This is a genomic window from Roseomonas sp. KE0001, assembly GCF_016107285.1.
GTDB lineage: Bacteria > Pseudomonadota > Alphaproteobacteria > Acetobacterales > Acetobacteraceae > Pseudoroseomonas.
Map to the genome: position 1 here is coordinate 105,372 of NZ_RCVQ01000002.1, position 24,303 is coordinate 129,674.

Genomic DNA, 24,303 nt, shown 5'->3' on the forward strand with positions numbered 1-24,303 from the left:
CGTCAGGCGGCCACCAGCGGCCAGAGGGTGGTCCAGAGGAAGATGCGGAAGGCATAGAGCAGCAGGATCAGGATCATCGGCGAGATGTCGATGCCGCCGAGATTGGGCAGGAAGTTCCGGATCGGCCGCAGCGCCGGCTCGGTGATCTTGTAGAGGAAGTCGCCCACCGCCCAGACGAAGCGGTTGCGGGTGTCGAGCACGTTGAAGGCCACCAGGAGGCTGAACACCGCCGCGATGATCAAAGCCCAGACATAGAGACCGATCGCCTGATCGAGGAACCAGAACACCGCGTACATCGCCATCCCCTTGTGGTGAGGCCTCCATCTACGAAGCCCGGGGGGCGGCGGCAAGCGCCGCTTGACTTGTTCTGCGACCTCCGCGATAAGCCCGCCACTGCGCGTGTGGGGCTGTAGCTCAGATGGGAGAGCGCCTCGTTCGCAATGAGGAGGTCAGGGGTTCGATTCCCCTCAGCTCCACCACCGCGCGCTCTATTCTATTGTTTTCCAAGACAATATGCCTTCCAGTTGGCTACCGGATCGCACTCCGGTAGCCAACGCTCGTTCAGGTTTCGGTCCTGGCGGGCCTCGCAAGCCGCGCCACGGTGCGCGCCGCCATCCGGCGCTGGTTCACCTCCCTCGTGTAGTGCTCCACCATTTTCAGGCTCTGCCCGGTGATGGATGCGATCTCATGCGGCGTGCAGCCGGCCTCGGCCAGGCGGCAGCAGGTGGCTTTCCGCAGGCCATGCGGGGGCAGCTTGAGCCCGGCCTTCTCGGTCACCTCGCGGAACCAGTTGTAGAAGGCGGTCTGTGACGCGAAGGGGGCGCCGAGCTGGGTCATCAGGAAGGCCAGATGGCCGCCCGGATGCGCCGCCAGCGCCTCAGCCAGTTCTCCGTGCATGGGGATGGCCATCTCCTTCCCGGTCTTCTGCTGGCGCACCAGGATGGCGCCCTGGCGAACGTGCTGGGGGCCCATGCGGATCACGTCGCCCGACCGCTGCCCGGTATAGAGCAGCAGGGCCAGCGCCAGCCGCGCCCGGGTGCCCAGGGGGTGGGTGGCCTCGAAGGCGGCGATATCCTCCTCGGTCCAAGTCGGATGCGGCTTGGCCTGATACTTGGGCGGGCGCACGTCCCGGGTAGGCAGGTCGTCCCGCATGCCGGTATCGAAGGCATGGCGCATGGCCTGCCGGATGACGTTCAGCAGGGCGCGCGCCGCGGCCGGGGTCTTGGCCTTGCTGGAGAGGATGGCCCGGACGTGCGAGGGCTGTAGCTCGCGCACCAGGTCATCGGCGTAGTCCTTCAGCAAATCCTCGAAGATCCGCCGGTAGCGGAGCTGGGTGGCCTCGGCCATCGCCTCGAAGCGGGGCGAGCCGTACCAGGACGCCGCCAGGGCGGCCATGCTGCCCGGCCGGGTGCGGCGCTCACCGATCGGCGGCGGTTTCCCTTCCAGGGCCTTCTGGTAGGCCGTCATGAACTCGGCCGAGCCGGGCTGCCCACGGAGACGGATCTTCACCGTCCCGCGCCGGAAGTAGTGATAGGTCACACGGCCTTTGCGGAACTCGTGGACGTAGGGCAGCCTCAGCTTGGTCATTGCGCCAGAACCCGATCCCAGGACGAACCGCCATCCTTGCCCTTACCGCCGCGCCGGGGGAGGAGGTTCACCGCCGATCGGATTTCCTCCGTGTTCCACAGCACGCGCTTGTCGATGGTCCGGGGCTCGGGCATGCGGCCGTCCAGGACCATCTCATCGAACTTGGTCGTGGAGACGCCGACCAGCGCCGCCGCGGCTTCCCGGGCGACCAGGAAGGGCAGGATGCCGGGCGGGAGGTGGTCGTAGCCCGCCATCACGCCACCACCGGACCGTCGTTGTCAGGCTTCGGCTTGGTGGGGCGAGGGTTCCAGCCCTCGATTTCCCGGATCTCGTCGGGATCGAGGATGCCGGCATCCACCGCGATCTTATGAGACTGCCACCGGGCCTCTGCGTCGGCCCGCATCAGACCCGACATATCGAGCTCGATCAGGCAATCGGCACTACTTGCTCCGAAGACGCTGCGCTCGAACTCGGCTTCGATCTTCCGGGCTAGCGGTGCCAGGCTGAACTGGGCGAACCAGCGCCCGGCCTCGCGGCTATTGGTGAAGGTGCCGTGGCTCAGATCCTGCACGATCGGCGGCGGCACCTGGAACAGGCGGCACAGCTCCTCAACGGTAAAGCGCCGGCTGGCCAGCACCTCGGCATCCTCGGGGCTCACGGAGCAAGGGGTCCAGGCCAGGCCGTCCCCGAGAACCATGATCTTCTTTGCGTTATGAGCCCCGGCCCAGTTGATCTGAGCCTGGGCTTTCAAACGTGCGGCGGTGTCGGGCGAGATAGCTCCCGGTGCCGATAGGACGCCGCTGGGGGTGGCTTGGTTCTGCCAGACCGCTCCGGACCATTCCTGGAGAGAAGCCGCGTTGCGCAGAACATCCGGCGCCCGGCTAATGCGGGAGCGACCGACAATCCCGTCATCGCTCCGGTCGCGGACGTGCAGCACCTCACCTTCAAGAAGGCGGCGCGTCGGCCCCCGATCGGTCAGGACGTCATACGCAATGCGGCCCGATGGCAGGACGACGACGGCGACGCTGAGCCAGGGGACAGGCAGGAGCGCGGTCGGGCGGCCTGCGCCGTCATACGCGATCTCCGCCATGCCATTCCCGTACAACAGCACCTGGGCCACCAGCCATTCCACGAAGTCCGGCCAAGTGAGACGACCATCGCTCGGATTGCGCACCAAACGGGCCACCGGATGGTCGTACAGTTCTGTGCGGCCATTGGGCTTCCGGCGGTACACATAGGCCGGCAGGCTGGCCATGACGCTGCTGACAGCGCTGACGCAAGCGGTAACGGTCGCCAGGTTCTCCGCCAGGATCGGGCTCACGGCACCTGGCCCATGGGTGGGCGCGACGCCGAAATACTGACCGAAGCTGCCCCAATCCAGGGCCCTTGTTTCCGCCTTGCCGAAGAAGCGAGAGAGGATGCCCATCAGATCGTCTCCAGCCAGCGGCGGCGGGACGCGGCGCCATCGAAGCCCTGTTGCTGGCTGCGGGCCTGGATGGAGGTGGCGGCATAGGCCGGATGGGCATGGACCACGCTCACCTCGACGAGTTCCACCGCGCGCAGTTCACGCTGATCGCGGCTCGACCACGCCTCGTCCGTGACACGGAAGCCGAAGGACATGCCGCCCAGATCCCGGCGCTCGGCCAGGGCCAGCACGTCGCGGCCGAGCTGGGTGTCGGGCACATCCAGCTCGAAGCGCAGGCCCTTGGCATCCTCCTCCAGCCGCAGCGTGCCGGAGCTGGTGCGGGCCAGCAGGCGGCCGGGATCGTGATCCACCAGGGCCAGCACGTCCTTCTTTGCCAGCAGCGAAGCCCGGAAGGCACCGACGCGGATCGTCTCGGAGAAGCCGCCGATCCTGGCGGCCACCCCGAACGTCGCCGCGTAGCCTTCCAGGCGGCGCCCGGAGGCACGCAGCTCGACGGCCGCGCGCCTTTCCATCCCGTCAGGGAACCGGGCCGCGCTCATCAGGCCACCGCGTCGGTGATGGCGGCGAAGCTCTCCGGGTGACGCACGGCGATATCCACCGTCATCATCGCCCGGATCTGCACATTGCCCTTCGCGTAGGCTGTGCTCTCGTAGGGGTTCACCAGAATGTCGAGCTCGGACCAGACGCCGATAATGAGATCCGACCAGTTGCCATAGATCAGCGCCGACAGGTTGTTGCCGGTGCCCTTGCTCAGGTTGCTCGGCACCAGGTTGCTGACGGCGACCGTCTGGCCCTGGAACACCGTGGCGAGGCCCAGCGGAACGCCCGTGGTATCCTTCAACTTCGCGGCGGCGCGGCGCACCTTTGTGTTGATCAGGAAGCCCGTGCCGGCAGCATTCGCGTCGTCCACCAGCCCGACCAGATCGGCCACCGCGTCATAGGTCAGCGCGCCGCCGTTCGTGCCGAGGGACACGGTGCCGATGCCCGCGGTGTTCAGGATGCCGCGCGGCTGGTTGCTGGTGCCCGTGCCGGCGATGGCGGCCGTGTCCAGCTTCTCGGCCAGTTCCAGCGCCATATCGTTCCGGGCGAGCTGCTCGACGTCCGGGCTGCTCTGCAGCACCATGTTGCGCGACCATTCGCTGATCACGCCGGCATGCTTCGGCGTCAGGGTAATCGCCTCGAACTGCGGATCGCTGTTCGGCAGGGGGCTGTTCTCGGCCACCCACCCGGCGGTCACGCTGGCCTTCCGGCGCGGAATGGAGAGATTGCCGGTCAGGCCGGTGAGCACCGTCGCGCCCAGCGAGCGGACGCGCGTGGTGCTGCGCAGGCGGTCGATGAACAGGTCCGGGCGATGCTCGGTCGCGATCAGGTTGCCGCCGGGGCCGCCCGCCGGGGCCGCCGTGGTCAGCACGCGCTGCTCCATGGGCTGGCCCATGTGCCAGTAGAGACCCTGCGCCTTGCGGCCGGAGCGGCGCTCCAGCTCGGCGCTGATCTCGCGGGCGCGGCCGGCGGCGTGGTCGGTACCCCCCATGCCGGCCCGCACTACGTCGAGCAGGCCGACGCGGGCCGCCTCGCGATCCAGGTTGGCATCGCCGGTGCCGTTCAGGGGCTGGCCCTGCATGCGGCGTTCGGTATCGTCCAGTGTCACCTGCCGGCTGATGCGCTGCTCCAGCGTGTCCAGATCAGCTTTGAGAGCATCCCAGCGGCTGCGCTGGTCCAGGCTCAGTTCGCCATTCTCGGCCGGCTTGTCGTTGATGGCGCGCAGCTCAGCAGCGATGGCCGCGCGGCGCTCCAGCATCTCGCGAAGGGTCATGGTTGTTGTCCACGAAGGAAGCCGTCGCGAGCGGCGTATCAGCGGGGTCGCGGCCGGTCAGGGCGCGATATGCTTCGATGGCCGCGGTACGAGACCGCTGCCGAATGTCAGGATCAATGCAGAGGATGCGCTGATCTCGATTGAAGCGCGGCAGCCACAGAACGACTTCGCCGCGCTCAATCTTCGTGAGCCGCGCACCGATGATCAGCAACGGACCAAGCTGGAGATTAAGCCTGGCATAGATGGTTCCGCCGCCCGTCTGTTGCGGCGTGCTGAACACATCCATGGAGGTGATGGCGATGGTGAAGGTCATCACGCCGTGGCCGTACCACCGTCCAGGACCGTCCGGACATGCGCGACAACGGAGCTCACATCGACGATCGTGGCGGAAGGGCTGAGCAGCGCCAGAAGGCGCGTCGCCCCGTCCGAAGCCTTGATGTTCCGCAGCCGCACCTTGCTATCCGTCGCGCTGTGCGACGGCATGACCACGAGCAACGTGCGGCCTTCCTGGTAGAGCTGACCAGGCAGCCGCTTTCCGATGAAGACGCCATTGCCTGCATCGTGGAACGGATCGCCGAAGTCCGTGAACTTCGCCGCCGCCGCCGCGGCATCGACAGGCCGAAGGCCATGCCGAACCAACTGCGCGGTGAGGGCGATATGAACGACGCGGCGGAACGACAAGAGCAGGGGAATTCCCCTGCCTCGCCTGTCCATGTCGTCCTCCGGGATGAGCAGCGCAGCGCTCGGTCCATTCGACCAGCTTTTTAGTTTGTCCGTGCTGATCCCTGCCGCCACACAAGCGACGGCAGAGCTGTAACGCTCGATATGATCGGACGAGGGGTCGGACATGAAGGCTCTCCTTTCGCCTGAGTATAAGCCTTCACTCTTAAGAGTTGAAGCCCTAACTCTTGCTTTCTTGCCTTTGAGAGAGGGCCCACCGCTGCCGCTGCTCCAGCCACCCTAAGTGCTTCTCGGCATTCCCCGGCAGAAGGAGCCAGCCGGGCTCGTAGCCGAACTGCTCCTCGATCTCGGCGGCCAGCGCCTGCTTCCGGCCGTCGCGCCAGGCCAGCTCCAGCTCAAGGCAGAGAATGCGGAAGCGGAGCCAGAGCTTGCGGAGACGCTTCATGCCCGGCCCTCCAGCAGCCGGAGAACATCCTCGGTGAGGCTCCGCACGGCTTCCTCCTCAGAATTGAGGGCGTCGCCGTCGAGATCGGTCTGCACCCGGCGGCGCATCACCTTGGCCTTCCAGACCAGCCCGGCCGTCGTCTGCGCCGGGATCTCGTGCAGGGCTTCCAGGGTCTCGTTCATCTCCGGGACGAGCGCCCGCTGGGCATCGCCGAAGCGGTCGCGCTCCACCTTGTCGCCGGCATCGTCCGCCTCGCATTCCAGTTCGAACAGCCGATCCCATGTGTCCTCAATATTGAGGACACGCTGGCAGAGGGTGATCAGTTCAGCGTCAGGGTTGTCCTCAATATGAATGACCTTTGCCACCACCGGCGCGACGGCCATCGGCGCCAGGGCTGCGGTGATGAGCACTGATCTTCTCCCGCGGCTCACAGCGTCACCGCCAGGCCAGTGCAGGCCATGAAGAGGGCGGAACAGGCGACGATGCAGGCGCGGATGGCCCGGTCGCCAGGATCGGCAAGCGTCCGTTTCGCGGCGGGGGGCCGCTTAACCGGCGGCGGTGGTGGGACCCACGGTTCCCGCGCCGGCCAGACGAAGGCCAAGACCGGCGGCCGGTCGCCGTTCGCCAGATAGGCCATGGAGCGTCGCAGCAAGCCGGGGCGGTAAACCTGACCAGCGGGCAGGTTTGGCGGCGCAGCGCTGCGGAAGGGTGCGGGGCGGATCATCGCACCAGTTCCCCCTCGATCATCATGCGGCGGGGTTTGGAACCGCTGCGGTTCAGAACCACCCCCTCGGCCAGCCCGGCGGCCTCCAGGGCATCCCAGCCGGGGAAGGGCTGCAGCCTATGTTCGGCATAGGGCGTCAGGGTGGCAGGCTGCAGGCTACGCTCGTCATCGGCATCAGCCTCGTGGTCCCAGTCCGGCTCCATGTCCGCGGACGGCGCGTCATAGGCGTCCAGCAGGTCGATCAGGCGGGCGATGAGGGCCTCGATACGGGCGCGGTCGGGTGCGTCAAGTTGACGCACCTTGGCGGGCAGTCTTCTTCTAGACGCGAGGATAGCGTCAGGGGTAAGGGCGCGCGTAGCCATGAGCCAATGCCTCCAGCATCGGGTTGTGGTTAGGCACGTCTCCGGGATCCGACCCCCGGAGGCCTGCCGCCTTGCCTCAGCAAGACACTGGCTACATAATGGCTACGCAGTGAGAGTGTCAAGCCAGTGGCTATACAAGAAAAGCGGTTGAAGACGGCTCAGGTAAACCTTCGGTTGCTGCCGGAGATGAAAGCTGCTGCCGAGAAGGCCGCTTCCGACGATCAGCGGTCGCTTACCTCACTGATCGAAAAACTGCTGGCGGACCATCTGCGCGAGAAGGGCTATCTGCCCAGAGCGGAAGATTGAGGCGGCATAAAGAAGCCCGCCCCTGGATGGGACGGGCCGGCTTAAGCAACCAAAAAAAATCGCTTAGCTTAAACTGCTGCCATCAAGGATAGGCGCGAGCATGCTCCTCGCAGATCCGATCAACGGTCTCCCAAAGAGGTTCCCCAGGCTGACGCTTACTCTTAATGTAAACCTCTGCTCCCAAGCTGGAGTTGAGCGTGGCTCTGGTCCGCCTCCGATTATTCGTTCGGAGGGTTGCCACCACGATATTAATGTCGGCTTCATCGCAACCATACATGGCGGCGAGAGTGGCGATATCGACGCCTGACTTGCGTTGCCGGCGGATTTCCCCCTGCTGCTCTTCGTCAAATTTTACAGGTGGTCGAAGCGCAACGGTAATGGGGGAGATACTACCGCAGCCCCTACTGGGAGGCTTGCTAGGAATGAAACTCATCAGATTTAGCCTTTACAATGGGTAAGCGCGTTGCGCGCGCTGCGCCACGGAAAGGACTTGCCTCGCTATTCAAAGCCGCCTACACACGGCCTACCACGATCGCTAACGCAAGCACTGCTGCTACCATGAAGCAGCAGAATTATTGGTTCTAAGCATGATCGGCTGGCAGGCTCTTCATGCTAAGGTTGCAATAACCCAAAGCTTCACTAGCTTGTGACCGGCCGCTGAGTCGAGTCAAAATTTGCACAATGCGCTATTTTTTGGCGTCTGCGCATCTGCGCAGGCGCTTTTGCAGTTTGACAGCGACCCTTTCGAGGTTTGGTTGAAGATTTTTTACCCTTCTTTCAACCCCTAAACCCCCCCCTCCGTTTTTGCTCCTGCTGCAAAAGAAGGCCCACCACGGTCCAGGGGCCCATCAGCCCTGAGCGATTTTCTCTCGCGCCGTCGCCAGCACCTCGGCCGCCACGGCCTCAGAGAGCCGCTGGGGCAGGCTGACCGCCGGCAGCCATCGCCCAGTTCGCGGATGCCGGAAGACCGGCGCAGCACAGCTCAGAGAGCCATCAGCCGCGCGGTTCACCTGCACGCCCTGTAGCGTCACCACCAGCCCGGCCACCTCGACCGCCACCACGGCCAGCGCTACCAGCCGCCCGGCGCCCAGCACCGGCTCCACGCCCAGCACCTCATAGCCCACGGATACCGTCTCGCTCATGGCATCCCCGGGCTACGGGCCAGCCGGCGCAGCGCATGCACCAGCTCGGCCTTCTCGATGTGGAACGCCTCGGGGTCGCGATGGCTCGGGCAAAGCCGGGACAGGCGGCGGGCGAGATCCTCGATGCACTGACGCACTCTGAAGTGCGTCAGTGCTAGTGCTTTGTTTTTATTGCCCGCAATGTTGCGGACTGACGCACTGACGCATTTCCCCCTACGTACTTTCTCACCCCCACCACCATACCCCCTTGCCCCCTCTACCCCTCCCCCAGGGGTCCAATAGAATGCGTCAGTATGCGTCAGTGCGTCAGATACTTCTTTTAAATCAACAATTTGCGCCTCCTGACGCACCCCATGTGCGTCAGTAAATCGGCCATGTGCGTCAGTAAGTGCGTCAGTCATGGCAGCGGCCCCTTAACCCAGTGCCGCTCCCCGGCCGCTCCGCTCCGCGCCCCCCGCACCCAGCCGAGCCGCTCCAGCGCGGCGGCGATGCGGCGTTGGTCGGCGGTGCCGATCTTCGCTGTCTCGATGCACAAGGCACCGCGTGCGACATGCAACACGGTCACCCTCTGCTTGCCTGCCAGCCATTCGGCAATGGCCTGTTCCCAGGCGTCGGCCTCGTATCGCTGTTCCTGCTCGCTGCGGATGTGCTCGGCCTCGAAGTCGCGGGTCGGCCACCACTGCGTGCCCTGGCGATACAAGGCATAGGCCTCGGCGAAGAGCTGGTCGCGGTCCCGGCCGAGCCCGGCCACGTCCAGCACAGGAGCCACCTTCACCGGCCAGAACCGCCGCCCGCCGGTCTCGTCCCGCAGGTAGGCGGTCTTGTTGGTGGTGCCGATGAAGACGCACTGCCGGGGCTCTATGACATCCTTCCTGCCGTAGCTCGGGCGGTAGCGCTCGATGGGCCGGGTGATGAAGGCCTTGAGCGCGGCGGCCTCGGCCTTGTCGAGCGCCGACATCTCGGCCACCTCGATCAGCCACTTGCCGTTCAGATGCTGCGACACGTCCTTGCCGCCGCGGATGTCCGGCAGGTTGTCGCTGAACCATGGCCCGCCCAGCACGGCGCAGGCAGTGGACTTCATGGCCCCCTGCGCGCCTTCCAGCACCATCATGTAGTCGGCCTTGCAGCCGGGCTGGAACACGCGGGCCACCATGGCGACCATGAACATGGTGCCGATGCCGGCGGTGTAGGGTGTGGCCTCGGCGCCGAGATAGGTGTGCAACCACGTCGCCAGCCGCGGCTGGCCGTCCCAGAACAGCCCGTTCAGATACTGCTGCACCGGGTGAAAGCCCCGCTCCCGGGCCCGTAGCGACACGGCCTGGTGCACCGTGTCCTTGCTCACCCTCTCCAGCCCCTGGCGTTGCAGGAACTCCTGCAGGGCGCTGACATCGGCATCCTGCACCGGCCGGGCCTCTTCCGACGGGCACAGGCTGGACGGCACCGGCCGCGCCAGGATCTCGGCACGCAGCATCTGGTCATAGGCCAGCAGGTCCGTGAGGTGCCGGTCGGCGCGCAGCGCCAGCATGACGTTCGCCAGATTGCCGCGCGGGTCGCCTTCCTTGTCGGTCTGGCACCGCTCCAGCCAGGAGGGCGGCTCCAGATCCTCATCCTCCTGTTCCAGCCCAGACGCCGCGTCGGGGCCGCTCTCCGGCTCGGCGGGCGGCTCCCAGGCCTTGGCCTGCTGCACCAGTTCCAGCAACCGTGGGATGGTTCCGCCGGCGGCCAGCCAGTCGGTCACGTCCCCCTTCTCCGGCAGATCAGGTAGGGCCAGGATGCCGACGAAGGCGGCGGTGCCGTGCAGGTTCCGCGCGACCGCCTCGGCATGGTCCCGGCCCACCGCGTCATTGTCCGGCAGGATCACGACGCGCCGGCCCTGGAACCACTTGGCGAAGTGCGACGGCCATTTGCCCGCGCCTTCGGGATTGCAGGTGGCCAGCATCCGATGGGCGGCCAGGCTCTCCACGTCCTTCTCGCCCTCGACAACGAAGATCGTGTCCATCTCGGCGCAGGAGGCCAGCAGCTCGGGCAGCCGGTAAGGCACCTTCTCGATGCCCGCCACGCCCGGCTTCCAGCCCTCATCCACGGAACGCCACTGGCGGAAGGTCTTCTTGCCGTCCTGGACGTGCCGGGTGACGCGGTAGACGACGCAGCCGTCCGCATCGCAATAGTCGTATTGGGCGATAGGAGGCGGCAGCGGCTTATGCTTGGTGGGCTTCCGCCAGATGCCGGGCCGGCTATCCACGATCTCGGCGCCGATCTCGCGCTTGAGCCAGTCGATCTCCCGGCCCCGCGGCACCCGGCCCTCGACGCGGATCAGGTCCAGCACACCGCCGCCGACCTTATCGACGTGGTTGTACCAGACCCCGCGCTTGTCCCCGCCGACGTTCACGCTGATGCGGCCGTTCTCGGAATAGCGCCACTCCGTACCGCCCCCCAGGATGTCGCTCGGCTCACCCAGCAGCCGCCGCGCCACCGGCTCGATGAAGCTGGCAAAGTCGGTCATGCCAGCGCCTCCGAGAGCCGGAAATCCGCTCCCTCACCGGTAGCCACATGGCCCAAAAATCGTTGATTTTGCTGGCCGGTTCCGGCATAGGGTGGCTGGTGTAAGTCGTTGATCGGGAAGGCTTCCGAGCCTCCCCTCAGCTCCACCACCGCGCAGGTTTCCCCCTCCGTCTTCCAATCAGATGGTCCGTAAGCAGCCGGTCGGGCGGCAAGGCTGAACCGCCCCTCAGGCCCGCGGGTGGTCGTCCGCCGCCGCGCCCTCCGGGTGCCACAGCCCGGCCAGCATCCCGCCGAGTTCGCCCGCCGCCTGGCGCAGCGCCGGCAGCAAGCGCGCCACCACGGTCGTCTCGTCGATCGCCTCGCGCAGATACATCAGGTTCAGCGCCGCCACCGCCTCCTCCCGCACCAGGACGGGCACGCCGATGGAGCAGGCCAGGCCGCCGTAGTCGCGGCGGGAATAGGCCTCGTTCATCACCGCATAGCCGCGCCGGCGGATGTCCTGCAGCAGCGCCGCCAGCGCCTCCGGCTGCCGTGCCACCGCGTCCCAGGGCTCGCGCGAGCGGGCGGCGAGGTCGAGCGCCCGCTCCCGCTCCGCCGGGCCGCAATGCGCCAGGAAGGCGAGGCCGAGCGAGGTCGCCAGGATCGGGGCGCGGAAGCCGGGCCGGCGCTGGAACAGGAAGCGGCCGCCCTCGTCGCGGCTGGTATGCACCACCACCATGGCGTCACCGTCGAAGACCGCGATGTCGGAGGGCCAGCCGATGCGCTGGCGCAGCGCGGTCATCGTCGGCGTGGCGGCGATCCCGACCTCGCGCTGCATCTCGTAGCCGGCCGAGAGCTCCAGGGTGCGGCCGGTCGGCAGATAGAAGGGCTGGCCCGGCTGGCGCGTGACGAAGCCGGCATGGATCAGCGTCTCCAGCATCCGCACCACCGTGGGCTGGCTGAGGCCGGTGGCCTGGTGGATCTCGCGCACCGTGGCGCGGGGCAGGCGGTTGACCAGGCGCAGCACGTCGAGGCCGCGCAGCAACGCCGTGACGGGATCATAGGATGGCATGGCGCCTCGAGGCTCCCTGGGACAGCGGGCGGGCCGGCGGGCGGCCGCGGATTCGCCGTTCACGGCCCGCATTCCCTATGCCATACTGTTCTGAAATTCAATTTCAACGAATGAAATTTATGCCTCGCGCCCTGGTGCGAGGGCGGCGAGGGGGAGGGCCCGCATGGGCGGAGCGCGGCGGACAGGACGGGGAGAGGACGCGTGAGCGGGGTGGAGGACAGCGGCGCCGCGCCGCTGGCGGGCCTGAAGGTGCTCGACCTGTCGCGCGTGCTCGCCGCGCCCTGGGCCACCCAGATCCTGGGCGATCTCGGCGCCGAGGTGCTGAAGGTCGAGCAGCCGGGGCGCGGCGACGACACGCGCGGCTGGGGTCCGCCCTTCCTGGAGGATGGCTCGGCCCGGCCGGACGCCGCCTATTATCTCTGCGCCAACCGCAACAAGCGCTCGCTCGCCATCGACTTCGCGCAGCCGGAGGGCGCCGCGCTGGTGCGCCGCCTGGCGGCGGAGGCCGATGTGCTGGTGGAGAACTTCCGCACCGGCGGGCTGGCGAAGTACGGGCTGGACGCCGCCAGCCTGCGCGCCGGAAACCCGCGCCTGATCTATTGCTCCATCACCGGCTTCGGGCAGACCGGCCCCTATGCCGCGCGCGGCGGCTACGACTTCCTGGTGCAGGGGCTGAGCGGGCTGATGAGCATCACCGGCCGCCCGGACGGCGTGCCGGGCGGCGGCCCGATGAAGGTGGGCATCCCGGTCAGCGACCTGTTCACCGGCCTCTACGCCACCGTCTCCATCCTCGCCGCGCTGAACGAGCGGGGCCGCAGCGGCCTCGGCCAGCATCTCGACTGCGCCCTGCTCGACAGCCAGCTCTCGGTGCTGGTCAACCAGGCGATGAACTACCTGGTCGGCGGCGTCACGCCCCGGCGCCTGGGCAACGACCACCCGAACGTCGTGCCCTATCGCGACTTCGCCGCGGCGGACGACTACATCATCGTCGCCTGCGGCAATGACGGACAGTTCCGGGCGCTGTGCCGCCTGCTCGGGCTCGAGGCGCTGGCGGCCGACGCGCGCTTCGCCACCAATGCCGGCCGCGCCCGCCACCGCCGCGAGCTGGAGGTGACGCTGGCGCATGCCATCGCGCCCTGGAAGGCGGCCGACCTGCTGGCCGCGATGGACGCGGCCGGCGTGCCGGGCGGGCCGATCAACACCATCGACCAGGTGCTGGCCGATCCGCAGGTGGCGGCGCGCGGCCTGCTGCGCGAGATGCGGCGCCAGGACGGCACGCCGGTCACCGTCATCGGCTACCCGGTGCGGTTCGGCCGCACCCCGCCGCGCTACGATCTGGCGCCGCCGCGCCTCGGCCAGGACACGGCCGCGGTGCTGGCGGAGCGGCTCGGCCTCGATGCCGCCGAGCTGGAGCGGCTGCGCGCCGCCGGCATCGTGCAGATGGCGGAGGAGGCGGCGGCATGAGCGGGGCGGTTCCCGAGCTGCCGCGCCGGCTGGCGCTGGAGGGCTGCACCAACCTCCGCGACCTCGGCGGCTACCGCGCCGCCTACGGGCGGCGGGTCCGCTTCGGGCTGGTGTTCCGCGCCTCCGCCCTGGGCGCGCTGACGGAGGCCGACCTGCTGGCGCTCGGCCGCCTCGGTCTGCGCACCGTCTGCGACCTGCGCGGCGAGCGCGAGCGCGCCCGCATGCCCTCCCGCCTGCCCGATCCGGCGCCCGACGTGGTTTCGCTGCCGATCGAGCCCACCGTCGGCGCCTCGCTGCGCGACATCCTGGAGCATGGCCAGGCGACGGGCGAGGATGTCGTGTCGCTGCTGGCCGAGGCCTATCGCGCCTATGCCACCGACAAGCTGCCGCAATACCGCGCCCTGCTCGCCCTGGTGGCGGAGCCGGGGCGGCTGCCGCTGGCCTTCCACTGCACCGCCGGCAAGGACCGCACCGGCTTCGGCGCGGCGCTGCTGCTGACCGCGCTCGGCGTACCGCGCGAGGTGATCCGGGAGGACTACCTCGCCACCAACCGCTTCTGGACCGGCAGCGGCCTGCTGCCGCTGACCACGCCGCCGGCGGTGGCCGAGGCGCTGATGCGCGCCCACGCGCCGCTGCTCGACGCCGCGCTCGACACCGCGCTCGCCGGTCATGCCGATACCGCCGCCTTCCTGGAGGCGGCGCTGGGCCTGGATGCGCGCCGCCTCGCCGCGCTGCGCGACAGCCTGCTCGAATGACCGAACGCTGAACGACAACGCGCCGCCGGCAGAAGCGGCCGTGTCCAGGGGAGAAGACCGATGCTGAGACGAACCATCCTGGCGGGCCTGCCCGGCCTGCTCGCGGCGCCGGCCCTGCTGCCGGCGGCCCCGGCCCGCGCGGCGGAGGCCTTTCCGGGCCGGCCGGTGAGCATCGTCGTGCCCTTTCCGCCCGGCGGCGCCACCGATGTCATGGCGCGGACGCTGGCCGACCGCATGGCGCCGGCGCTCGGCCAGCCGGTGATGATCGACAACAAGCCCGGCGCGCAGACGGTGATCGGCGCCGATGCCGTGGCGCGCGCCACGGCCGATGGCCACACCCTGCTGATGTCCTCGGGCACGACGCTGACGCTCAACCCGCTGCTGCCCGACAAGCTGCCCTACCGGTTCGAGGACTTCGCGCCCATCGTGCTGTGCAGCAAGCTGCCCTTCGCCATCGTGGTGCGCGACGGCCTGCCGCGCGACCTCGACGGTTTCATCAGGCTGGCGAAGTCCCAGCCCGGCAAGCTGAACTACGGCTCCAACGGTCCGACCAGCTTCAACAACATCGCCGCCATCGTCGCCTTCGAGGGGCTCGGCATCAGGCTGACCGAGATCACCTATCGCGGCGACGCGCAGCAGCTCACCGACCTGATGGCCGGCACGCTCGACGTCATCGTCGTCGGCGGCAGCTCGGGCCTCGCCGCGCACCGCTCGGGCCGCGGCCATATCGTCGCCTGGACCGGCGACCGGCGCCTCGCCGTGACCCCCGACATCCCGAACGTCTCGGAACACGGGCCGGACATGGTGGCGCAGACCTGGTTCGGCCTGCTCGCGCCGGCGAAGACGCCCGCGGGCGTGGTGGAGAAGCTGAACGCGGCGGCGCAGAAGGGGCTGGAGAACCCGGCGCTGCAGGAGCGGCTGCTGTCCGAGGGGCAGTATGTCGCCGGTGGCACGCCGGAGGAATTCGCCACCTTCCTGCGGAGCGAGATGGACCGCTGGCGCCCGCTCGTTCGGCGCCTGACCGGGGCGGGCTGAACCCATGCCGGGCACCCTTCTCGTCGCCGGCGCGCTGGGGCTGGTCGGGCGCGCGGCGCTGCAACGCTTCGAGGCCGCCGGATGGGAGGTCATCGGCCTGTCCCGCCGGCCGCCCGACTTCGGGACGCGCGCGCGCTTCCTGGCGCTCGACTTGATGGACGCGGCGGCCTGCCGCGCCACGCTGCCCGGCCTCGGCGTCACGCACCTGGTCTATGCGGCGCTGCAGGAGAAGCCGGCGCTGCGGGCCGGCTGGCTGGACGCGGAGCAGATCAAGACCAACCGCGCCATGCTGGCCCATACCCTGGCCGGGCTGGAGGGCGGGCCGCTGCGGCATGTCGCGGTGCTGCAGGGCACCAAGGCCTATGGCGTGCATCTCGGCCAGATGCCGATTCCCGGCCGGGAGGACGCGCCCCGCCACATGCACCCGAACTTCTACTGGGCGCAGGAGGATCTGCTGCGCGAGCGGGCCGCGCGCGGCGGCTGGCACTGGACCGTGCTGCGCCCGCAGGCGGTGATCGGCCATGCGCGCGGCAGCGCCATGAACCTGCTGGCGGCGATCGGCGCCTATGCCGCGATCAGCCGCGAGCTTGGCCTGCCACTGGTCTATCCCGGCCGGGGCGACCGCATCACCGAGGCGACCGATGCCCGGCTGCTGGCCTCGGCCCTGCTCTGGGCGGCCGGGGCGGAGGCGGCGCGGGACCAGATCTTCAACGTGGCGAATGGCGACGTGCTGACCTGGCGCGGCCTCTGGCCGGTGGTGGCGCGCGTCTTCGGCATGGAGATCGGCGCGCCGCACCCGATGCCGCTGACGGCGCTGATGGTCGACAAGGAGCCGGTCTGGCAACGCATCGTCGCGCGCCACGGGCTGCGGCCCGGAACCCTCGCGGAGCTGGTCGGCGCCTCCTGGCAGTTCGCCGACTTCGCCTTCAGCCGCGAGGAGCAGACCGCCTCGCTGGTCAGCACCATCAAGATCCGCCAGGCCGGCTTCGGCGACTGCGTCGACAGCGCCGCCATGCTGGAATGGTGGCTGCGCCATCTGCAGGAGGCGCGCATCCTGCCCGCCTGACCGGCCACGCCGGCCCGCCCGCATGAAACGTCAGCCCGGGGCGGCCGCCATCCGGGCACAGGAACTGAGGACCGGCACCACAGAACCGCCGGCCATGGAGGAGGTCCCGAAGATGACGATGTCCCGCAGGACGATGCTGCGCCTCTCGGCGCTCGGCGCGGCGGCGCTGGCCGCGCCGCTCGCGGCGCCCCGCCTGGCGCGCGCCGCCGATCCGGTGAAGGTCGGCGCGCTGTTCCCGCTGAGCGGCGGCGCCGCGCCGCAGGGCCAGCATGTCAGCCAGGCGATCGAGATCGCCGCCGCGCTGGTCAACGAGCAGGGCGGCGTGCTCGGCCGCCCGGTGCAGATCCTCCGGCGCGACGACGAATCCACGCCCGCCGTCGGCGTCAGCCGCGCCAACGAGCTGATCGGCGAGGGCGTGGCCGTCATCATCGAGGGCTGGAACAGCCCGGTGACGCTGGCGACGCAGACGGTGATCGCGCGCGCCGGCGTGCTCGACATCACCGCCATCTCCAAGGCCGACCAGATCCTGACCGGCGGCGGCAATCCGCTGGCGATCCGGCTCAACTCCTCCAACGCCCAGGACGGCCGCATCATCGCCGAGCACCTGAAGGCCACGGGGGCGAAGCGGCTGGCCTTCCTGACGCAGAACGACGCCTACGGCAACGGCGCCCAGGCGGCGATCGAGGGCGAGCTGAAGGCCATCGGCCATGCCTATGACAAGGTGGCGGAGGAGCGCTTCCCCTTCGCCCAGGCGGATTTCCGCGTCGCGCTGACCAATGTGCGCGGCAGCAACGCGGACGCCATCGTGGCGATCAACGCCAATGAGGGGTCCGGCCTGCCGGCGCTGATCCGCCAGGCGCGGCAGATGCGCCTCAGGGGCGAGCTGGTCACCGCCGTCGGCACCGTGGCGCCGAGCGTCATCGCGGTGGCGGGCGAGGCGGCCAATGGCATCGTCGGCGCCGACATCTATTTCCCCAATGTCGAGCCCTTCGCCTCCAACCCGGCGAACCGGACCTTCGTGCGCCGCGCCGAGGAGACCATCCGCTACACGCCGGACAAGTTCATGGCGCTCGGCGCCGCGGCGCTGCAGGTCTGGGCCATGGCGGCGAACGAGCTGAAGTCGCTGGAGCGCGAGGCCATCGCGAAGCGCATCCGCGGCGGCGCCTTCCAGGGCACGGTGCTGGGCGACATCACCTTCGGCGCCGACGGCCAGCTCGCCTCCAGCCACCACCTCTTCACCGTGAAGGACGGCAGGATCGAGGTCCGCGCATGACAGCGGTGCTGCGGGTCGAGGGCCTCGGGGTGCGCTACGGCGCCCTCGTCGCCCTCGACGGCGTCTCCTGGGAGGTGGCGGCGGGCGAGGTGCTCGGCATCATCGGCCCGAACGGCGCCGGCAAGAGCTCCTGCTACGACGCGGCCACGCACATGACGCGCCGCACCGGCCGGGTCTGGCTGGACGGGCGGGAGGTGACGGCGGTGCCGCCGCACGGCCTGGCGGCGCTCGGTCTGAAGCGGGCCTTCCAGCAGAACGCCTTCTTCGCCCAGCTCAGCGTGCTGGAGAACATGGTCGCCGTGCTGCAGCGGGAGGGCGGCGCGGGCCTCGCCGCCAGCCTCGCCCTGCCCTGGCGCGAGGCGCGGCTGCGCCGGGCGCTGCGGGCCGAGGCGGCGGCGCTGCTGGAGGAGTTCGGCGTGCCGCGCGAGATGCACGAGCTGCGCCCCGGCCACATCCCCTACGGCAGCCAGCGCATGCTCTCCATCGTGCTCGCCTGGGGGCGTGGCGCGCGGGTGCTGATGCTGGACGAGCCGGCGGCGGGGCTCGGCGGCCCCGACATGGCGCGGCTGCGCGACCTGCTGCAGCGGCTGCGCGGGCGCGGCACTGGTCGTCATCGAGCACCACATGGACCTCATCATGTCGGTGGCCGACCGCATCCTGGTGCTGGAGCAGGGGCGACCCCTGGCCAGCGGCACGCCGCGCGAGATCCAGCAGGATGCGCGGGTGCTGGAAGCCTATCTGGGGCGCGCGGCATGAGCGCGCCCATCCTGGAGGCGAGCGGGCTGCGGGTCGTCTATGGCGGCAACCTCGCCCTCGACATCCCGCACCTGGCGCTGCGGCCGGGCGAGCTGATCGGCGTGGTGGGCGCCAATGGCGCGGGCAAGTCCACCCTGGTCAACGCGCTGCTCGGCTGGTCGCGCGGCGCGCCGCGCGTCGAGGGGCGGGTGCGGCTCGCCGGGCAGGACGTCTCGGCCCTGCCGCCGCACCAGCGGGTGCGGCGCGGCCTCGCCCTGGTGCCCGAGGGCGGGGCGGTCTTCATGCGGCTGACGGTGGAGGAGAACCTCGCCGCCGCCGTGCCCGAGGGAGGCCGGCGCGGCCACGGGCTGGAGGAGGTCTATGCCCTCTTCCCGCGCCTGCGCGAGCGGCTGCATCACCTCGCCTCGATGCTCTCGGGCGGCGAGCGGCAGATGCTGGCCATCGCCCGCGCGCTGCGCCTCGGCCCCGCCGTGCTGCTGCTCGACGAGCCTTCCATCGGCCTCGCCCCGCGCCTTGTCACCGATGTGCTGCGCAGCGTGCGCGGCCTGGTCGGGCCGGGGCTCTCGGTGCTGCTGGTCGAGCAGAACGTGCGCGCCGCCATCGAGGTGGTCGACCGGCTGGTGCTGCTGGAGCGCGGCCGCATCCTGGCCGAGGGGCCGGTCGCCGCGATGCGCGACGACCCCCGCATCCTGCATGCCTACCTGGGCGAGGCGGTGGCATGAACCTGGTGCAGCAACTGATCAACGGGCTGATCATCGGCCATGCCTACGCGCTGATCGCCATCGGCTGGACCGTGCTGCTCGGCGTGGCGCGGCTGGTGAACTTCGGCCACGGCCAGATGTACATGCTGGCCGCCTTCGTCACCTGGTGGGGGGTCGCCGGGCTCGGCCTGCCCTATCCGCTGGCCATCCTGCTGGCCATGGCGGGCGGCGTGCTGCTCGGCCTCGTCATGCAGCTCACCATGCTGCGGCTGACCTTCGCGCAGGACCTGGTCTCGATCATGATCGTGACGCTGGGCTTCGGCCATGTCATGCGCGGCCTGGCCGGCCTGCTCTTCGGCGGCAATCCGCAGGTGCTGGAGACGCCGCTCTCCTGGATCGACTTCGAGATCGCCGGTGCCTGGGTCACGGCGCAGGACCTGCTGATCGTCGTCGCCGCCATCGCCGTCTTCCTGCTGCTGCGCCTGGTGCTGGAGCGCGGCGCGCTCGGCCGCACCGCGCGCATGGTGGCGGAGGACCCGAAGCTGGCGCAGCTCGGCGGCATCGACGTGCGCCGCGTCTATCTCGCGGTCTTCGCCTTCGAGGGCGCGGCGGTGGCGCTGGCCGCCGCGCTGGTCGCGCCGCGCACCCCGATCCTGACCAGCATCGGCTTCGAGGAGGTGATCATCACCTTCGTCGTCGTCGTGCTGGGCGGCATCGGCTCGATCGGCGGCAGCTATCTGGCGGGGATCGGCCTCGGTCTCTTCACCGCCCTCTTCGGCGGCTTCGTCTCGCCCGCCTACGCGACCTCGGCCGCCTTCGGCGTGCTGATCCTGGTGCTGGTTCTGCGGCCCGGCGGCCTCGCCCTCGGCGCCAAGGGGGGCAGGGCATGAGGCCGGGCATGAGGCCGGGCATGAGCGGCGCGCCCCGTCTCCTCCTGCCCCGTCTCTTCCTGCCCCGTCTCTTCCTGGCAGTGGCCGGCGCGCTGCTGCTGCTCCCGCTGCCGGGCTGGATCGGCGGCGTGCACGGCGCCTTCGCCGTCATCGCCATCCTGGCCGTCGCCGCCTACGGGCTCGACATCGTCGTCTCCGATCTCGGCGAGGTCAGTCTGGCGCACACGGTGTTCTTCGCCGCCGGCGCCTATGCCACCGGCCTGCTCGCCACCCGCGCCGGCGCGGGTAGCTGGGTGACGCTGCCGGCGGCGCTGCTGGCCGGCCTCGCCATCGCCCTGCTGCTCGGGCTGATCACGCTCTCGCTGCGGGAGTTCGTCTTCTCCCTCGTCACCTATGCCGCCTCCGTCGTCGCCGCCGCCGTGGCGCACAACTGGAACGTGCTGGGCGGCTCGGACGGCGTCTCCGGCATCCCGACGCTGGACCTCTCCATCGGCCCGCTGCGGCTCGCGGCGCGCAACGATGCCGAGCTCTGGCCCTTCGCCCTGGCGCTGCTGCTGGTCACGCTCTACGCGGTGCGCCAGTTCCGCCGCTCGCGCCTCGGCGCCATGGCGATGATGGTGCATCTCAACCCGCGCCTCGCCACCATGTCGGGGATCGACGTGCGCCGCGTCCGGCTGCGGGTCTTCCTGCTCTCCGCGCCGTTCAGCGCCGCGGCGGGCTGGCTCTACGCCTATCAGCGCGCCTATGTCGGGCCGGACCTGTTCGAGACCTACTTCCTGGTGCTGATGCTGACCGCCGTGGTGCTGGTCGGCCGCCGCCTGCTGCTGGGGCCGCTGCTCGGCACGGCGCTGATCATCGGCCAGGAGCGCTTCCTCTCCTTCGGTGGCGACATCAACGCCATCCTGCTCGGCGGCGCGCTGATCCTCTCGCTGGCGGTGCTGCCCAGCGGCGGGACGAGCGGCGGGACGGGCGGGCTGGCCGGCGGCCTGGCCGGCCTCCTGGAGCGGCTGCGCCCGCGGGCGCCGGACGCCGCCGCGCCGCCCGCCGAGGGCCGCTCCGTGCCGCAGCCATGACGCCACACGGAACCGCCCGAACGGGAACCACGCAGGGGAATGCCATGGGGAATGCCATGCCCGAACGTCCGCTCTACCGCGCCGCCGACCTCCGCGCGCTGCTCTCGCCGCAGAGCATCGCGGTGGTGGGCGCCTCGGCCCGCGCCGGCTCCTTCGGCGAGCGCACGGTCCGCAACCTCGATGGCTTCCGGGGCCGGCTGCACCTGGTGAACGCGCGCTACGACAGGCTGGGAGAGCGGCCCTGCCACGCCGCGCTCGCCGCCCTGCCCGAGGTGCCGGAACTGGTCGTGGCCGCGACGCCGATGGAGGCCGCCGAGGGCGTGCTGGAGGATTGCGCGGCGGTCGGCGCCCAGGCGCTGGTGCTCTACGCCGCCGGCTTCTCCGAGACCGGCCGGCCCGAGCGCATCGCGCTGCAGGAGCGCCTGGCGGCGCGCGCGCGGGCGGCCGGCATCCGGCTGGTCGGGCCGAACTGCATCGGCCTCGTGGACTATGCCAGCGGCGCGAAGATCAGCTTCATCACCGTGCCGCAGCCCCTGGCGATCCCGACGCGGCCCGCCATCGGCATCGTCAGCCAGTCGGGCAATCTCGGCTTCGCCCTGGCCCAGGCGGTGGAGGCGGGGGCGAATATCGGCCGCGTGCTGACCTGCGGCAACTCGGCCGATGTCGATGTCGCCGACTATGTCGCGGCGCTGGCGGAGGATCCGGCCTGTTCCGGCATCGCCCTGCTCTTCGAGGGCATGGCGGCGCCGCGCCGGCTGCTGGAGGCGGCCGAGATCGCCTGGGCGCATGACAAGCCGCTGGTGGTGCACAAGCTGGCCACCGGCGAGAGCGGGGCGGCGGCGGCGCTCTCGCACACCGGATCGCTGGCGGGGTCGGACGCCGCCTATCGCGCCGCCTTCGAGCGTAGCGGCGCGGTGCTGGCCGAGCCGTTCGAGGGGCTGCTGGAGCTGGCCAGCTTCCTGGCCAAGGCGCCGCCGCCGCGCGGCGCGGGCGTCGCCGTCGTCTCCACCTCCGGCGGCTCGGCGATCATGGCGGCGGACCGCGCCGAGGTGCGCGGCGTCGATCTGCCGCAGCCCGGCGCGGCGGCGCGGGCGGTGCTGGAGGCGCGCATCCCGGAGTTCGGCTCGGCGCGCAATCCCTGCGACGTCACGGCGCAGGTGCTGAACGACCCGGACTCGCTCCGCGCCTGCGCCGGCGCGCTGCTGGAGGACCCGGCCTATGGCGCGCTGATCCTGCCCAACGGCTATGCCTATGACGTGGCGACGCCGCGCTTCGCCATGGTGGGCGAACTGGCGGAGACGCACGGCAAGATCGCCTGCGTCGTCTGGACCACGCAGTTCCTGGAAGGCCCCGGCGCGCGCGAGGCGGAGGCCGAGCCGCGCGTGGCGCTGTTCCGCTCGATGGACCGCTGCATGGCCGCCATCGCCGCCTGGCAGGCGCGCGGGGCGCGTCGCGCCGCCGGCACGCCCGCCGTCGCGCGCCTCTCGCCGCCGGAGGCCAAGGCCCGGGCGGCGGCGCTGCTCGACCAGGCGCGGGGCCCGGTGCTGACGGAGCGCGAGGCCAAGGCGGTGCTCGCCGCCTATGGCGTCCCGGTGGTGGCCGAGACGCTGGCCGCCGATGCCGGGGCCGCCGTCGCGGCGGCGGAGGCCGCCGGCTACCCCGTGGTGCTGAAGGTCGAATCGCCCGACCTGCCGCACAAGACCGAGGCCGGCGTCATCCGCCTCAACCTCGCCGATGCCGCCGCCGTGCGCGCCGGCTTCGCCGAGGTCATGGCCAATGCCGCGCGCGCCGCGCCCCGGGCGCGCATCAACGGCGTGCTGGTGCAGCCCATGGTGCCGGCCGGCATCGAGATGGTGGTGGGGGCGCGGCACGACCCGCTCTTCGGCCCCACCGTGGTCGTCGGGCTCGGCGGCATCCTGGTGGAGCTGCTGCGCGACACCGCCCTCGCCCTCGCTCCGGTCGGGCACGGCGAGGCGCGCGCCATGCTGGAGCGGCTGAAGGGCGCGAAGCTGCTGCACGGCTTCCGCAACCTGCCGGCGGTGGATCTCGATGTCCTCGCCGGCATCGTGCAACGCGTCTCGGAACTGGCCGCCGACCAGGCCGGGCGCATCGCCGAGATCGACGTGAACCCGGTGATCTGCGCCGGCGGCCGTCAGGTCGCGGTGGACGCGCTCATCGCGCTGGCGCCGCCGCATGGGTGAGCAGCACCAGCTTGCCGGTGGCCTGCCGCGCGGCCAGCGCCTCCAGCGCCTCCGGCGCGCGCTCGAGCGGCAGGGTGCGCGAAACATGCGGCCGCAGCTTCCCCTCGGCGATCCAGCCGAAGAGATCGGCCAGCAGGGCGCGATAGGCCGCGCGCTCCCGCCGGGCGAACTCGCCGAAGAAGACGCCGGTGATGGCGCAGCCCTTCAGCAGCGCCAGGTTCAGCGGCGGGCGCGGGATCTCGCCGGCCGCGAAGCCGACGACGAGGTAGCGGCCGCGCCAGGCGGTGCCGCGCAGCGCCGGCTCGGTATAGGCGCCGCCGACGGGATCGAAGACGACATCGGCGCCGCGCCCGCCGGTCAGTGCCTTCAACTGATCGCGCCAGTCGGGCGCGTTGTAGTCGAGGAGGGCATCGGCGCCCTCGGCCCGGCAGGCCTCGAGCCGCGCCGCCGAGCCCGCGGCGGCGATCACCCGCGCGCCCATGAGCCTGCCGAGCTGCACGGCGGCGAGGCCGGTGCCGCCGGCCGCGCCCAGCACCAGCAGCGTCTCGCCGGGTTGCAGCGCGCCGCGGTCGCGGAGCGCGTGCAGCGCCGTGCCATAGGCGAGGCAGACGGCCGCGGCGACCTCCGGCGCCACGCCCTCCGGCACCGGCACCACGGCCTCCGCCGGCAGGGCGACAGCCTCGGCGAAGCCGCCATGCGTCATCAGCGCGGCGACACGGTCGCCGGGGCGGAAGCCATCGACGCCCTCGCCCAGCGCCGCCACGCGGCCGGAGACCTCGCCGCCGGGCGCGAAGGGCAGCGGCGGCTTCTGCTGGTATCGCCCCTCGATCAGCAGCAGGTCGGGAAAGTTCACGCCGCAGGCCTCGACGCGCAGCAGCACCTCGCCCGGGCCGGGCACCGGATCGGGCAACTCGCCCGGCCGCAGCGCGGATGGCGGGCCATAGGCGTGGCAGAGCATGGCTTTCATGGCGGGTCTCCTCCGGTGGCCAGCCTGGGCATCGTCGGATGGGTCGCGCAAGCCCGCAACCGATGGCAAGATCGCTGGAACGA

28 protein-coding genes, 1 tRNA gene and 1 pseudogene are annotated in these 24,303 nt (G+C 70.3%); 13 read left to right on the forward strand and 17 right to left on the reverse strand.

All coding sequences use genetic code 11. From position 1 onward, the window contains the following. Positions 1-2: 2 nt before the first annotated feature. A complete protein-coding gene (locus D9598_RS03915) occupies positions 3-296 on the reverse strand; it encodes a YggT family protein (RefSeq protein WP_198365107.1) in 294 nt (97 codons plus the stop codon). A 107-nt stretch (positions 297-403) separates the two neighbouring features. Here D9598_RS03915 and D9598_RS03920 point away from each other — a divergent pair. After that, positions 404-479 (forward strand) — tRNA-Ala (locus D9598_RS03920). 82 nt (positions 480-561) lie between these two features. On the opposite strand, the gene D9598_RS03925 is transcribed toward D9598_RS03920, so the two are convergent. The 11 genes from D9598_RS03925 to D9598_RS03975 are packed head-to-tail and all read right to left on the reverse strand — an operon-like array spanning position 562 to position 6,975. Beyond that, positions 562-1,587: a tyrosine-type recombinase/integrase gene (locus D9598_RS03925; RefSeq protein ID WP_198365108.1), complete on the reverse strand. Its 1,026-nt coding sequence runs from the start codon at positions 1,585-1,587 to the stop codon at positions 562-564. After that, a complete protein-coding gene (locus D9598_RS03930) occupies positions 1,584-1,841 on the reverse strand; it encodes a hypothetical protein (RefSeq protein WP_198365109.1) in 258 nt (85 codons plus the stop codon). The genes D9598_RS03925 and D9598_RS03930 overlap by 4 nt, the downstream gene beginning before the upstream one ends. Then, the gene (locus D9598_RS03935; protein WP_198365110.1) at positions 1,841-3,013 is read right to left on the reverse strand and encodes a phage portal protein; all 1,173 of its coding nucleotides are present in this window, start codon (positions 3,011-3,013) and stop codon (positions 1,841-1,843) included. The genes D9598_RS03930 and D9598_RS03935 overlap by 1 nt, the downstream gene beginning before the upstream one ends. Continuing rightward, complete coding sequence (locus tag D9598_RS03940) at positions 3,013-3,525, reverse strand: HK97 family phage prohead protease (RefSeq protein WP_232476896.1); 513 nt, start codon at positions 3,523-3,525, stop codon at positions 3,013-3,015. The genes D9598_RS03935 and D9598_RS03940 overlap by 1 nt, the downstream gene beginning before the upstream one ends. 26 nt (positions 3,526-3,551) lie before the next feature. Then, positions 3,552-4,826: a phage major capsid protein gene (locus D9598_RS03945; RefSeq protein ID WP_198365112.1), complete on the reverse strand. Its 1,275-nt coding sequence runs from the start codon at positions 4,824-4,826 to the stop codon at positions 3,552-3,554. Then, positions 4,780-5,139 carry a hypothetical protein gene (locus D9598_RS03950; protein ID WP_198365113.1) on the reverse strand — a complete coding sequence of 120 codons (360 nt, stop codon included), beginning with the start codon at positions 5,137-5,139 and terminating at the stop codon, positions 4,780-4,782. The genes D9598_RS03945 and D9598_RS03950 overlap by 47 nt, the downstream gene beginning before the upstream one ends. Next, positions 5,139-5,675, reverse strand: coding sequence for a hypothetical protein (locus D9598_RS03955; RefSeq protein WP_198365114.1), 537 nt, complete (start codon positions 5,673-5,675; stop codon positions 5,139-5,141). Before D9598_RS03955 ends, D9598_RS03950 begins: the two co-directional genes overlap by 1 nt. Positions 5,676-5,727: 52 nt before the next feature. After that, a complete protein-coding gene (locus D9598_RS03960; RefSeq protein WP_198365115.1) occupies positions 5,728-5,952 on the reverse strand; it encodes a hypothetical protein in 225 nt (74 codons plus the stop codon). Next, the gene (locus tag D9598_RS03965; RefSeq protein WP_198365116.1) at positions 5,949-6,362 is read right to left on the reverse strand and encodes a hypothetical protein; all 414 of its coding nucleotides are present in this window, start codon (positions 6,360-6,362) and stop codon (positions 5,949-5,951) included. Before D9598_RS03965 ends, D9598_RS03960 begins: the two co-directional genes overlap by 4 nt. Positions 6,363-6,379: 17 nt before the next feature. Beyond that, complete coding sequence (locus D9598_RS03970) at positions 6,380-6,676, reverse strand: hypothetical protein (protein WP_198365117.1); 297 nt, start codon at positions 6,674-6,676, stop codon at positions 6,380-6,382. After that, positions 6,673-6,975: a hypothetical protein gene (locus D9598_RS03975; RefSeq protein ID WP_198365118.1), complete on the reverse strand. Its 303-nt coding sequence runs from the start codon at positions 6,973-6,975 to the stop codon at positions 6,673-6,675. Before D9598_RS03975 ends, D9598_RS03970 begins: the two co-directional genes overlap by 4 nt. Before the next feature lie 210 nt (positions 6,976-7,185). Between D9598_RS03975 and D9598_RS03980 the strand changes: the two genes are divergently transcribed. Continuing rightward, positions 7,186-7,344 (forward strand): hypothetical protein, encoded by a 159-nt coding sequence (locus tag D9598_RS03980; RefSeq protein ID WP_198365119.1) that lies wholly within the window; start codon positions 7,186-7,188, stop codon positions 7,342-7,344. A gap of 848 nt (positions 7,345-8,192) precedes the next feature. Here the strand turns inward: D9598_RS03980 and D9598_RS03985 are convergent. From D9598_RS03985 to D9598_RS04000, 4 genes are all read right to left on the reverse strand, one after another. Continuing rightward, a complete protein-coding gene (locus D9598_RS03985) occupies positions 8,193-8,486 on the reverse strand; it encodes a hypothetical protein (protein WP_198365120.1) in 294 nt (97 codons plus the stop codon). Beyond that, positions 8,483-8,623 carry a hypothetical protein gene (locus tag D9598_RS03990; RefSeq protein ID WP_198365121.1) on the reverse strand — a complete coding sequence of 47 codons (141 nt, stop codon included), beginning with the start codon at positions 8,621-8,623 and terminating at the stop codon, positions 8,483-8,485. The genes D9598_RS03985 and D9598_RS03990 overlap by 4 nt, the downstream gene beginning before the upstream one ends. 260 nt (positions 8,624-8,883) lie before the next feature. Further along, a complete protein-coding gene (locus tag D9598_RS03995; RefSeq protein WP_198365122.1) occupies positions 8,884-10,989 on the reverse strand; it encodes a VapE domain-containing protein in 2,106 nt (701 codons plus the stop codon). Between the two features lie 225 nt (positions 10,990-11,214). Continuing rightward, complete coding sequence (locus tag D9598_RS04000) at positions 11,215-12,039, reverse strand: helix-turn-helix domain-containing protein (protein WP_198365123.1); 825 nt, start codon at positions 12,037-12,039, stop codon at positions 11,215-11,217. A 201-nt stretch (positions 12,040-12,240) separates the two neighbouring features. Between D9598_RS04000 and D9598_RS04005 the strand changes: the two genes are divergently transcribed. The 11 genes and pseudogenes from D9598_RS04005 (at position 12,241) to D9598_RS04045 (ending at position 23,253) form a co-directional block, all read left to right on the forward strand. Continuing rightward, positions 12,241-13,503, forward strand: a complete 1,263-nt coding sequence (locus D9598_RS04005; RefSeq protein ID WP_370591930.1) for a CaiB/BaiF CoA transferase family protein — start codon at positions 12,241-12,243, stop codon at positions 13,501-13,503. Beyond that, positions 13,500-14,258: a tyrosine-protein phosphatase gene (locus D9598_RS04010; RefSeq protein WP_198365124.1), complete on the forward strand. Its 759-nt coding sequence runs from the start codon at positions 13,500-13,502 to the stop codon at positions 14,256-14,258. The genes D9598_RS04005 and D9598_RS04010 overlap by 4 nt, the downstream gene beginning before the upstream one ends. 60 nt (positions 14,259-14,318) lie before the next feature. Then, on the forward strand, positions 14,319-15,293 hold the full coding sequence (locus D9598_RS04015) for a tripartite tricarboxylate transporter substrate binding protein (RefSeq protein ID WP_198365125.1): 975 nt from the start codon (positions 14,319-14,321) through the stop codon (positions 15,291-15,293). A gap of 4 nt (positions 15,294-15,297) precedes the next feature. Next, positions 15,298-16,359, forward strand: a complete 1,062-nt coding sequence (locus D9598_RS04020) for an SDR family oxidoreductase (RefSeq protein ID WP_198365126.1) — start codon at positions 15,298-15,300, stop codon at positions 16,357-16,359. A gap of 112 nt (positions 16,360-16,471) precedes the next feature. After that, positions 16,472-17,632, forward strand: coding sequence for an ABC transporter substrate-binding protein (locus tag D9598_RS04025; protein WP_198365127.1), 1,161 nt, complete (start codon positions 16,472-16,474; stop codon positions 17,630-17,632). After that, positions 17,629-18,156, forward strand: a pseudogene (locus D9598_RS21570) (ATP-binding cassette domain-containing protein); the annotation flags it as partial. The gene D9598_RS04025 and the pseudogene D9598_RS21570, both read left to right, overlap by 4 nt. A gap of 112 nt (positions 18,157-18,268) precedes the next feature. After that, entirely contained in the window at positions 18,269-18,388 is a 120-nt protein-coding gene (locus D9598_RS21575; RefSeq protein ID WP_370591948.1) for a hypothetical protein, read from the forward strand. Continuing rightward, entirely contained in the window at positions 18,385-19,110 is a 726-nt protein-coding gene (locus tag D9598_RS21580) for an ABC transporter ATP-binding protein (protein ID WP_370591949.1), read from the forward strand. The genes D9598_RS21575 and D9598_RS21580 overlap by 4 nt, the downstream gene beginning before the upstream one ends. Then, positions 19,107-19,979: a branched-chain amino acid ABC transporter permease gene (locus D9598_RS04035; RefSeq protein WP_198365129.1), complete on the forward strand. Its 873-nt coding sequence runs from the start codon at positions 19,107-19,109 to the stop codon at positions 19,977-19,979. The genes D9598_RS21580 and D9598_RS04035 overlap by 4 nt, the downstream gene beginning before the upstream one ends. A 20-nt stretch (positions 19,980-19,999) precedes the next feature. Further along, on the forward strand, positions 20,000-21,052 hold the full coding sequence (locus D9598_RS04040; RefSeq protein WP_198365130.1) for a branched-chain amino acid ABC transporter permease: 1,053 nt from the start codon (positions 20,000-20,002) through the stop codon (positions 21,050-21,052). 56 nt (positions 21,053-21,108) lie between these two features. Further along, positions 21,109-23,253, forward strand: a complete 2,145-nt coding sequence (locus D9598_RS04045) for an acetate--CoA ligase family protein (RefSeq protein WP_198365131.1) — start codon at positions 21,109-21,111, stop codon at positions 23,251-23,253. On the opposite strand, the gene D9598_RS04050 is transcribed toward D9598_RS04045, so the two are convergent. Further along, positions 23,225-24,220, reverse strand: coding sequence for an NADPH:quinone oxidoreductase family protein (locus D9598_RS04050; RefSeq protein ID WP_198365132.1), 996 nt, complete (start codon positions 24,218-24,220; stop codon positions 23,225-23,227). The genes D9598_RS04045 and D9598_RS04050 overlap by 29 nt on opposite strands. Between the last annotated feature and the right edge of the window lie 83 nt (positions 24,221-24,303).

What these genes read in the sequence shown, in the direction of transcription:
- D9598_RS03915 (WP_198365107.1), bottom strand. Translation starts at nt 296, where the DNA reads ATGTACGCGGTGTTCTGGTTCCTCGATCAGGCGATCGGTCTCTATGTC.
- D9598_RS03925 (WP_198365108.1), bottom strand. Translation starts at nt 1,587, where the DNA reads ATGACCAAGCTGAGGCTGCCCTACGTCCACGAGTTCCGCAAAGGCCGT.
- D9598_RS03930 (WP_198365109.1), bottom strand. Translation starts at nt 1,841, where the DNA reads ATGGCGGGCTACGACCACCTCCCGCCCGGCATCCTGCCCTTCCTGGTC.
- D9598_RS03935 (WP_198365110.1), bottom strand. Translation starts at nt 3,013, where the DNA reads ATGGGCATCCTCTCTCGCTTCTTCGGCAAGGCGGAAACAAGGGCCCTG.
- D9598_RS03940 (WP_232476896.1), bottom strand. Translation starts at nt 3,525, where the DNA reads ATGGAAAGGCGCGCGGCCGTCGAGCTGCGTGCCTCCGGGCGCCGCCTG.
- D9598_RS03945 (WP_198365112.1), bottom strand. Translation starts at nt 4,826, where the DNA reads ATGACCCTTCGCGAGATGCTGGAGCGCCGCGCGGCCATCGCTGCTGAG.
- D9598_RS03950 (WP_198365113.1), bottom strand. Translation starts at nt 5,139, where the DNA reads ATGACCTTCACCATCGCCATCACCTCCATGGATGTGTTCAGCACGCCG.
- D9598_RS03955 (WP_198365114.1), bottom strand. Translation starts at nt 5,675, where the DNA reads ATGTCCGACCCCTCGTCCGATCATATCGAGCGTTACAGCTCTGCCGTC.
- D9598_RS03960 (WP_198365115.1), bottom strand. Translation starts at nt 5,952, where the DNA reads ATGAAGCGTCTCCGCAAGCTCTGGCTCCGCTTCCGCATTCTCTGCCTT.
- D9598_RS03970 (WP_198365117.1), bottom strand. Translation starts at nt 6,676, where the DNA reads ATGATCCGCCCCGCACCCTTCCGCAGCGCTGCGCCGCCAAACCTGCCC.
- D9598_RS03985 (WP_198365120.1), bottom strand. Translation starts at nt 8,486, where the DNA reads ATGAGCGAGACGGTATCCGTGGGCTATGAGGTGCTGGGCGTGGAGCCG.
- D9598_RS03995 (WP_198365122.1), bottom strand. Translation starts at nt 10,989, where the DNA reads ATGACCGACTTTGCCAGCTTCATCGAGCCGGTGGCGCGGCGGCTGCTG.
- D9598_RS04000 (WP_198365123.1), bottom strand. Translation starts at nt 12,039, where the DNA reads ATGCCATCCTATGATCCCGTCACGGCGTTGCTGCGCGGCCTCGACGTG.
- D9598_RS04010 (WP_198365124.1), top strand. Translation starts at nt 13,500, where the DNA reads ATGAGCGGGGCGGTTCCCGAGCTGCCGCGCCGGCTGGCGCTGGAGGGC.
- D9598_RS04015 (WP_198365125.1), top strand. Translation starts at nt 14,319, where the DNA reads ATGCTGAGACGAACCATCCTGGCGGGCCTGCCCGGCCTGCTCGCGGCG.
- D9598_RS04020 (WP_198365126.1), top strand. Translation starts at nt 15,298, where the DNA reads ATGCCGGGCACCCTTCTCGTCGCCGGCGCGCTGGGGCTGGTCGGGCGC.
- D9598_RS04025 (WP_198365127.1), top strand. Translation starts at nt 16,472, where the DNA reads ATGACGATGTCCCGCAGGACGATGCTGCGCCTCTCGGCGCTCGGCGCG.
- D9598_RS21575 (WP_370591948.1), top strand. Translation starts at nt 18,269, where the DNA reads ATGTCGGTGGCCGACCGCATCCTGGTGCTGGAGCAGGGGCGACCCCTG.
- D9598_RS21580 (WP_370591949.1), top strand. Translation starts at nt 18,385, where the DNA reads ATGAGCGCGCCCATCCTGGAGGCGAGCGGGCTGCGGGTCGTCTATGGC.
- D9598_RS04035 (WP_198365129.1), top strand. Translation starts at nt 19,107, where the DNA reads ATGAACCTGGTGCAGCAACTGATCAACGGGCTGATCATCGGCCATGCC.
- D9598_RS04040 (WP_198365130.1), top strand. Translation starts at nt 20,000, where the DNA reads ATGAGCGGCGCGCCCCGTCTCCTCCTGCCCCGTCTCTTCCTGCCCCGT.
- D9598_RS04045 (WP_198365131.1), top strand. Translation starts at nt 21,109, where the DNA reads ATGCCCGAACGTCCGCTCTACCGCGCCGCCGACCTCCGCGCGCTGCTC.
- D9598_RS04050 (WP_198365132.1), bottom strand. Translation starts at nt 24,220, where the DNA reads ATGAAAGCCATGCTCTGCCACGCCTATGGCCCGCCATCCGCGCTGCGG.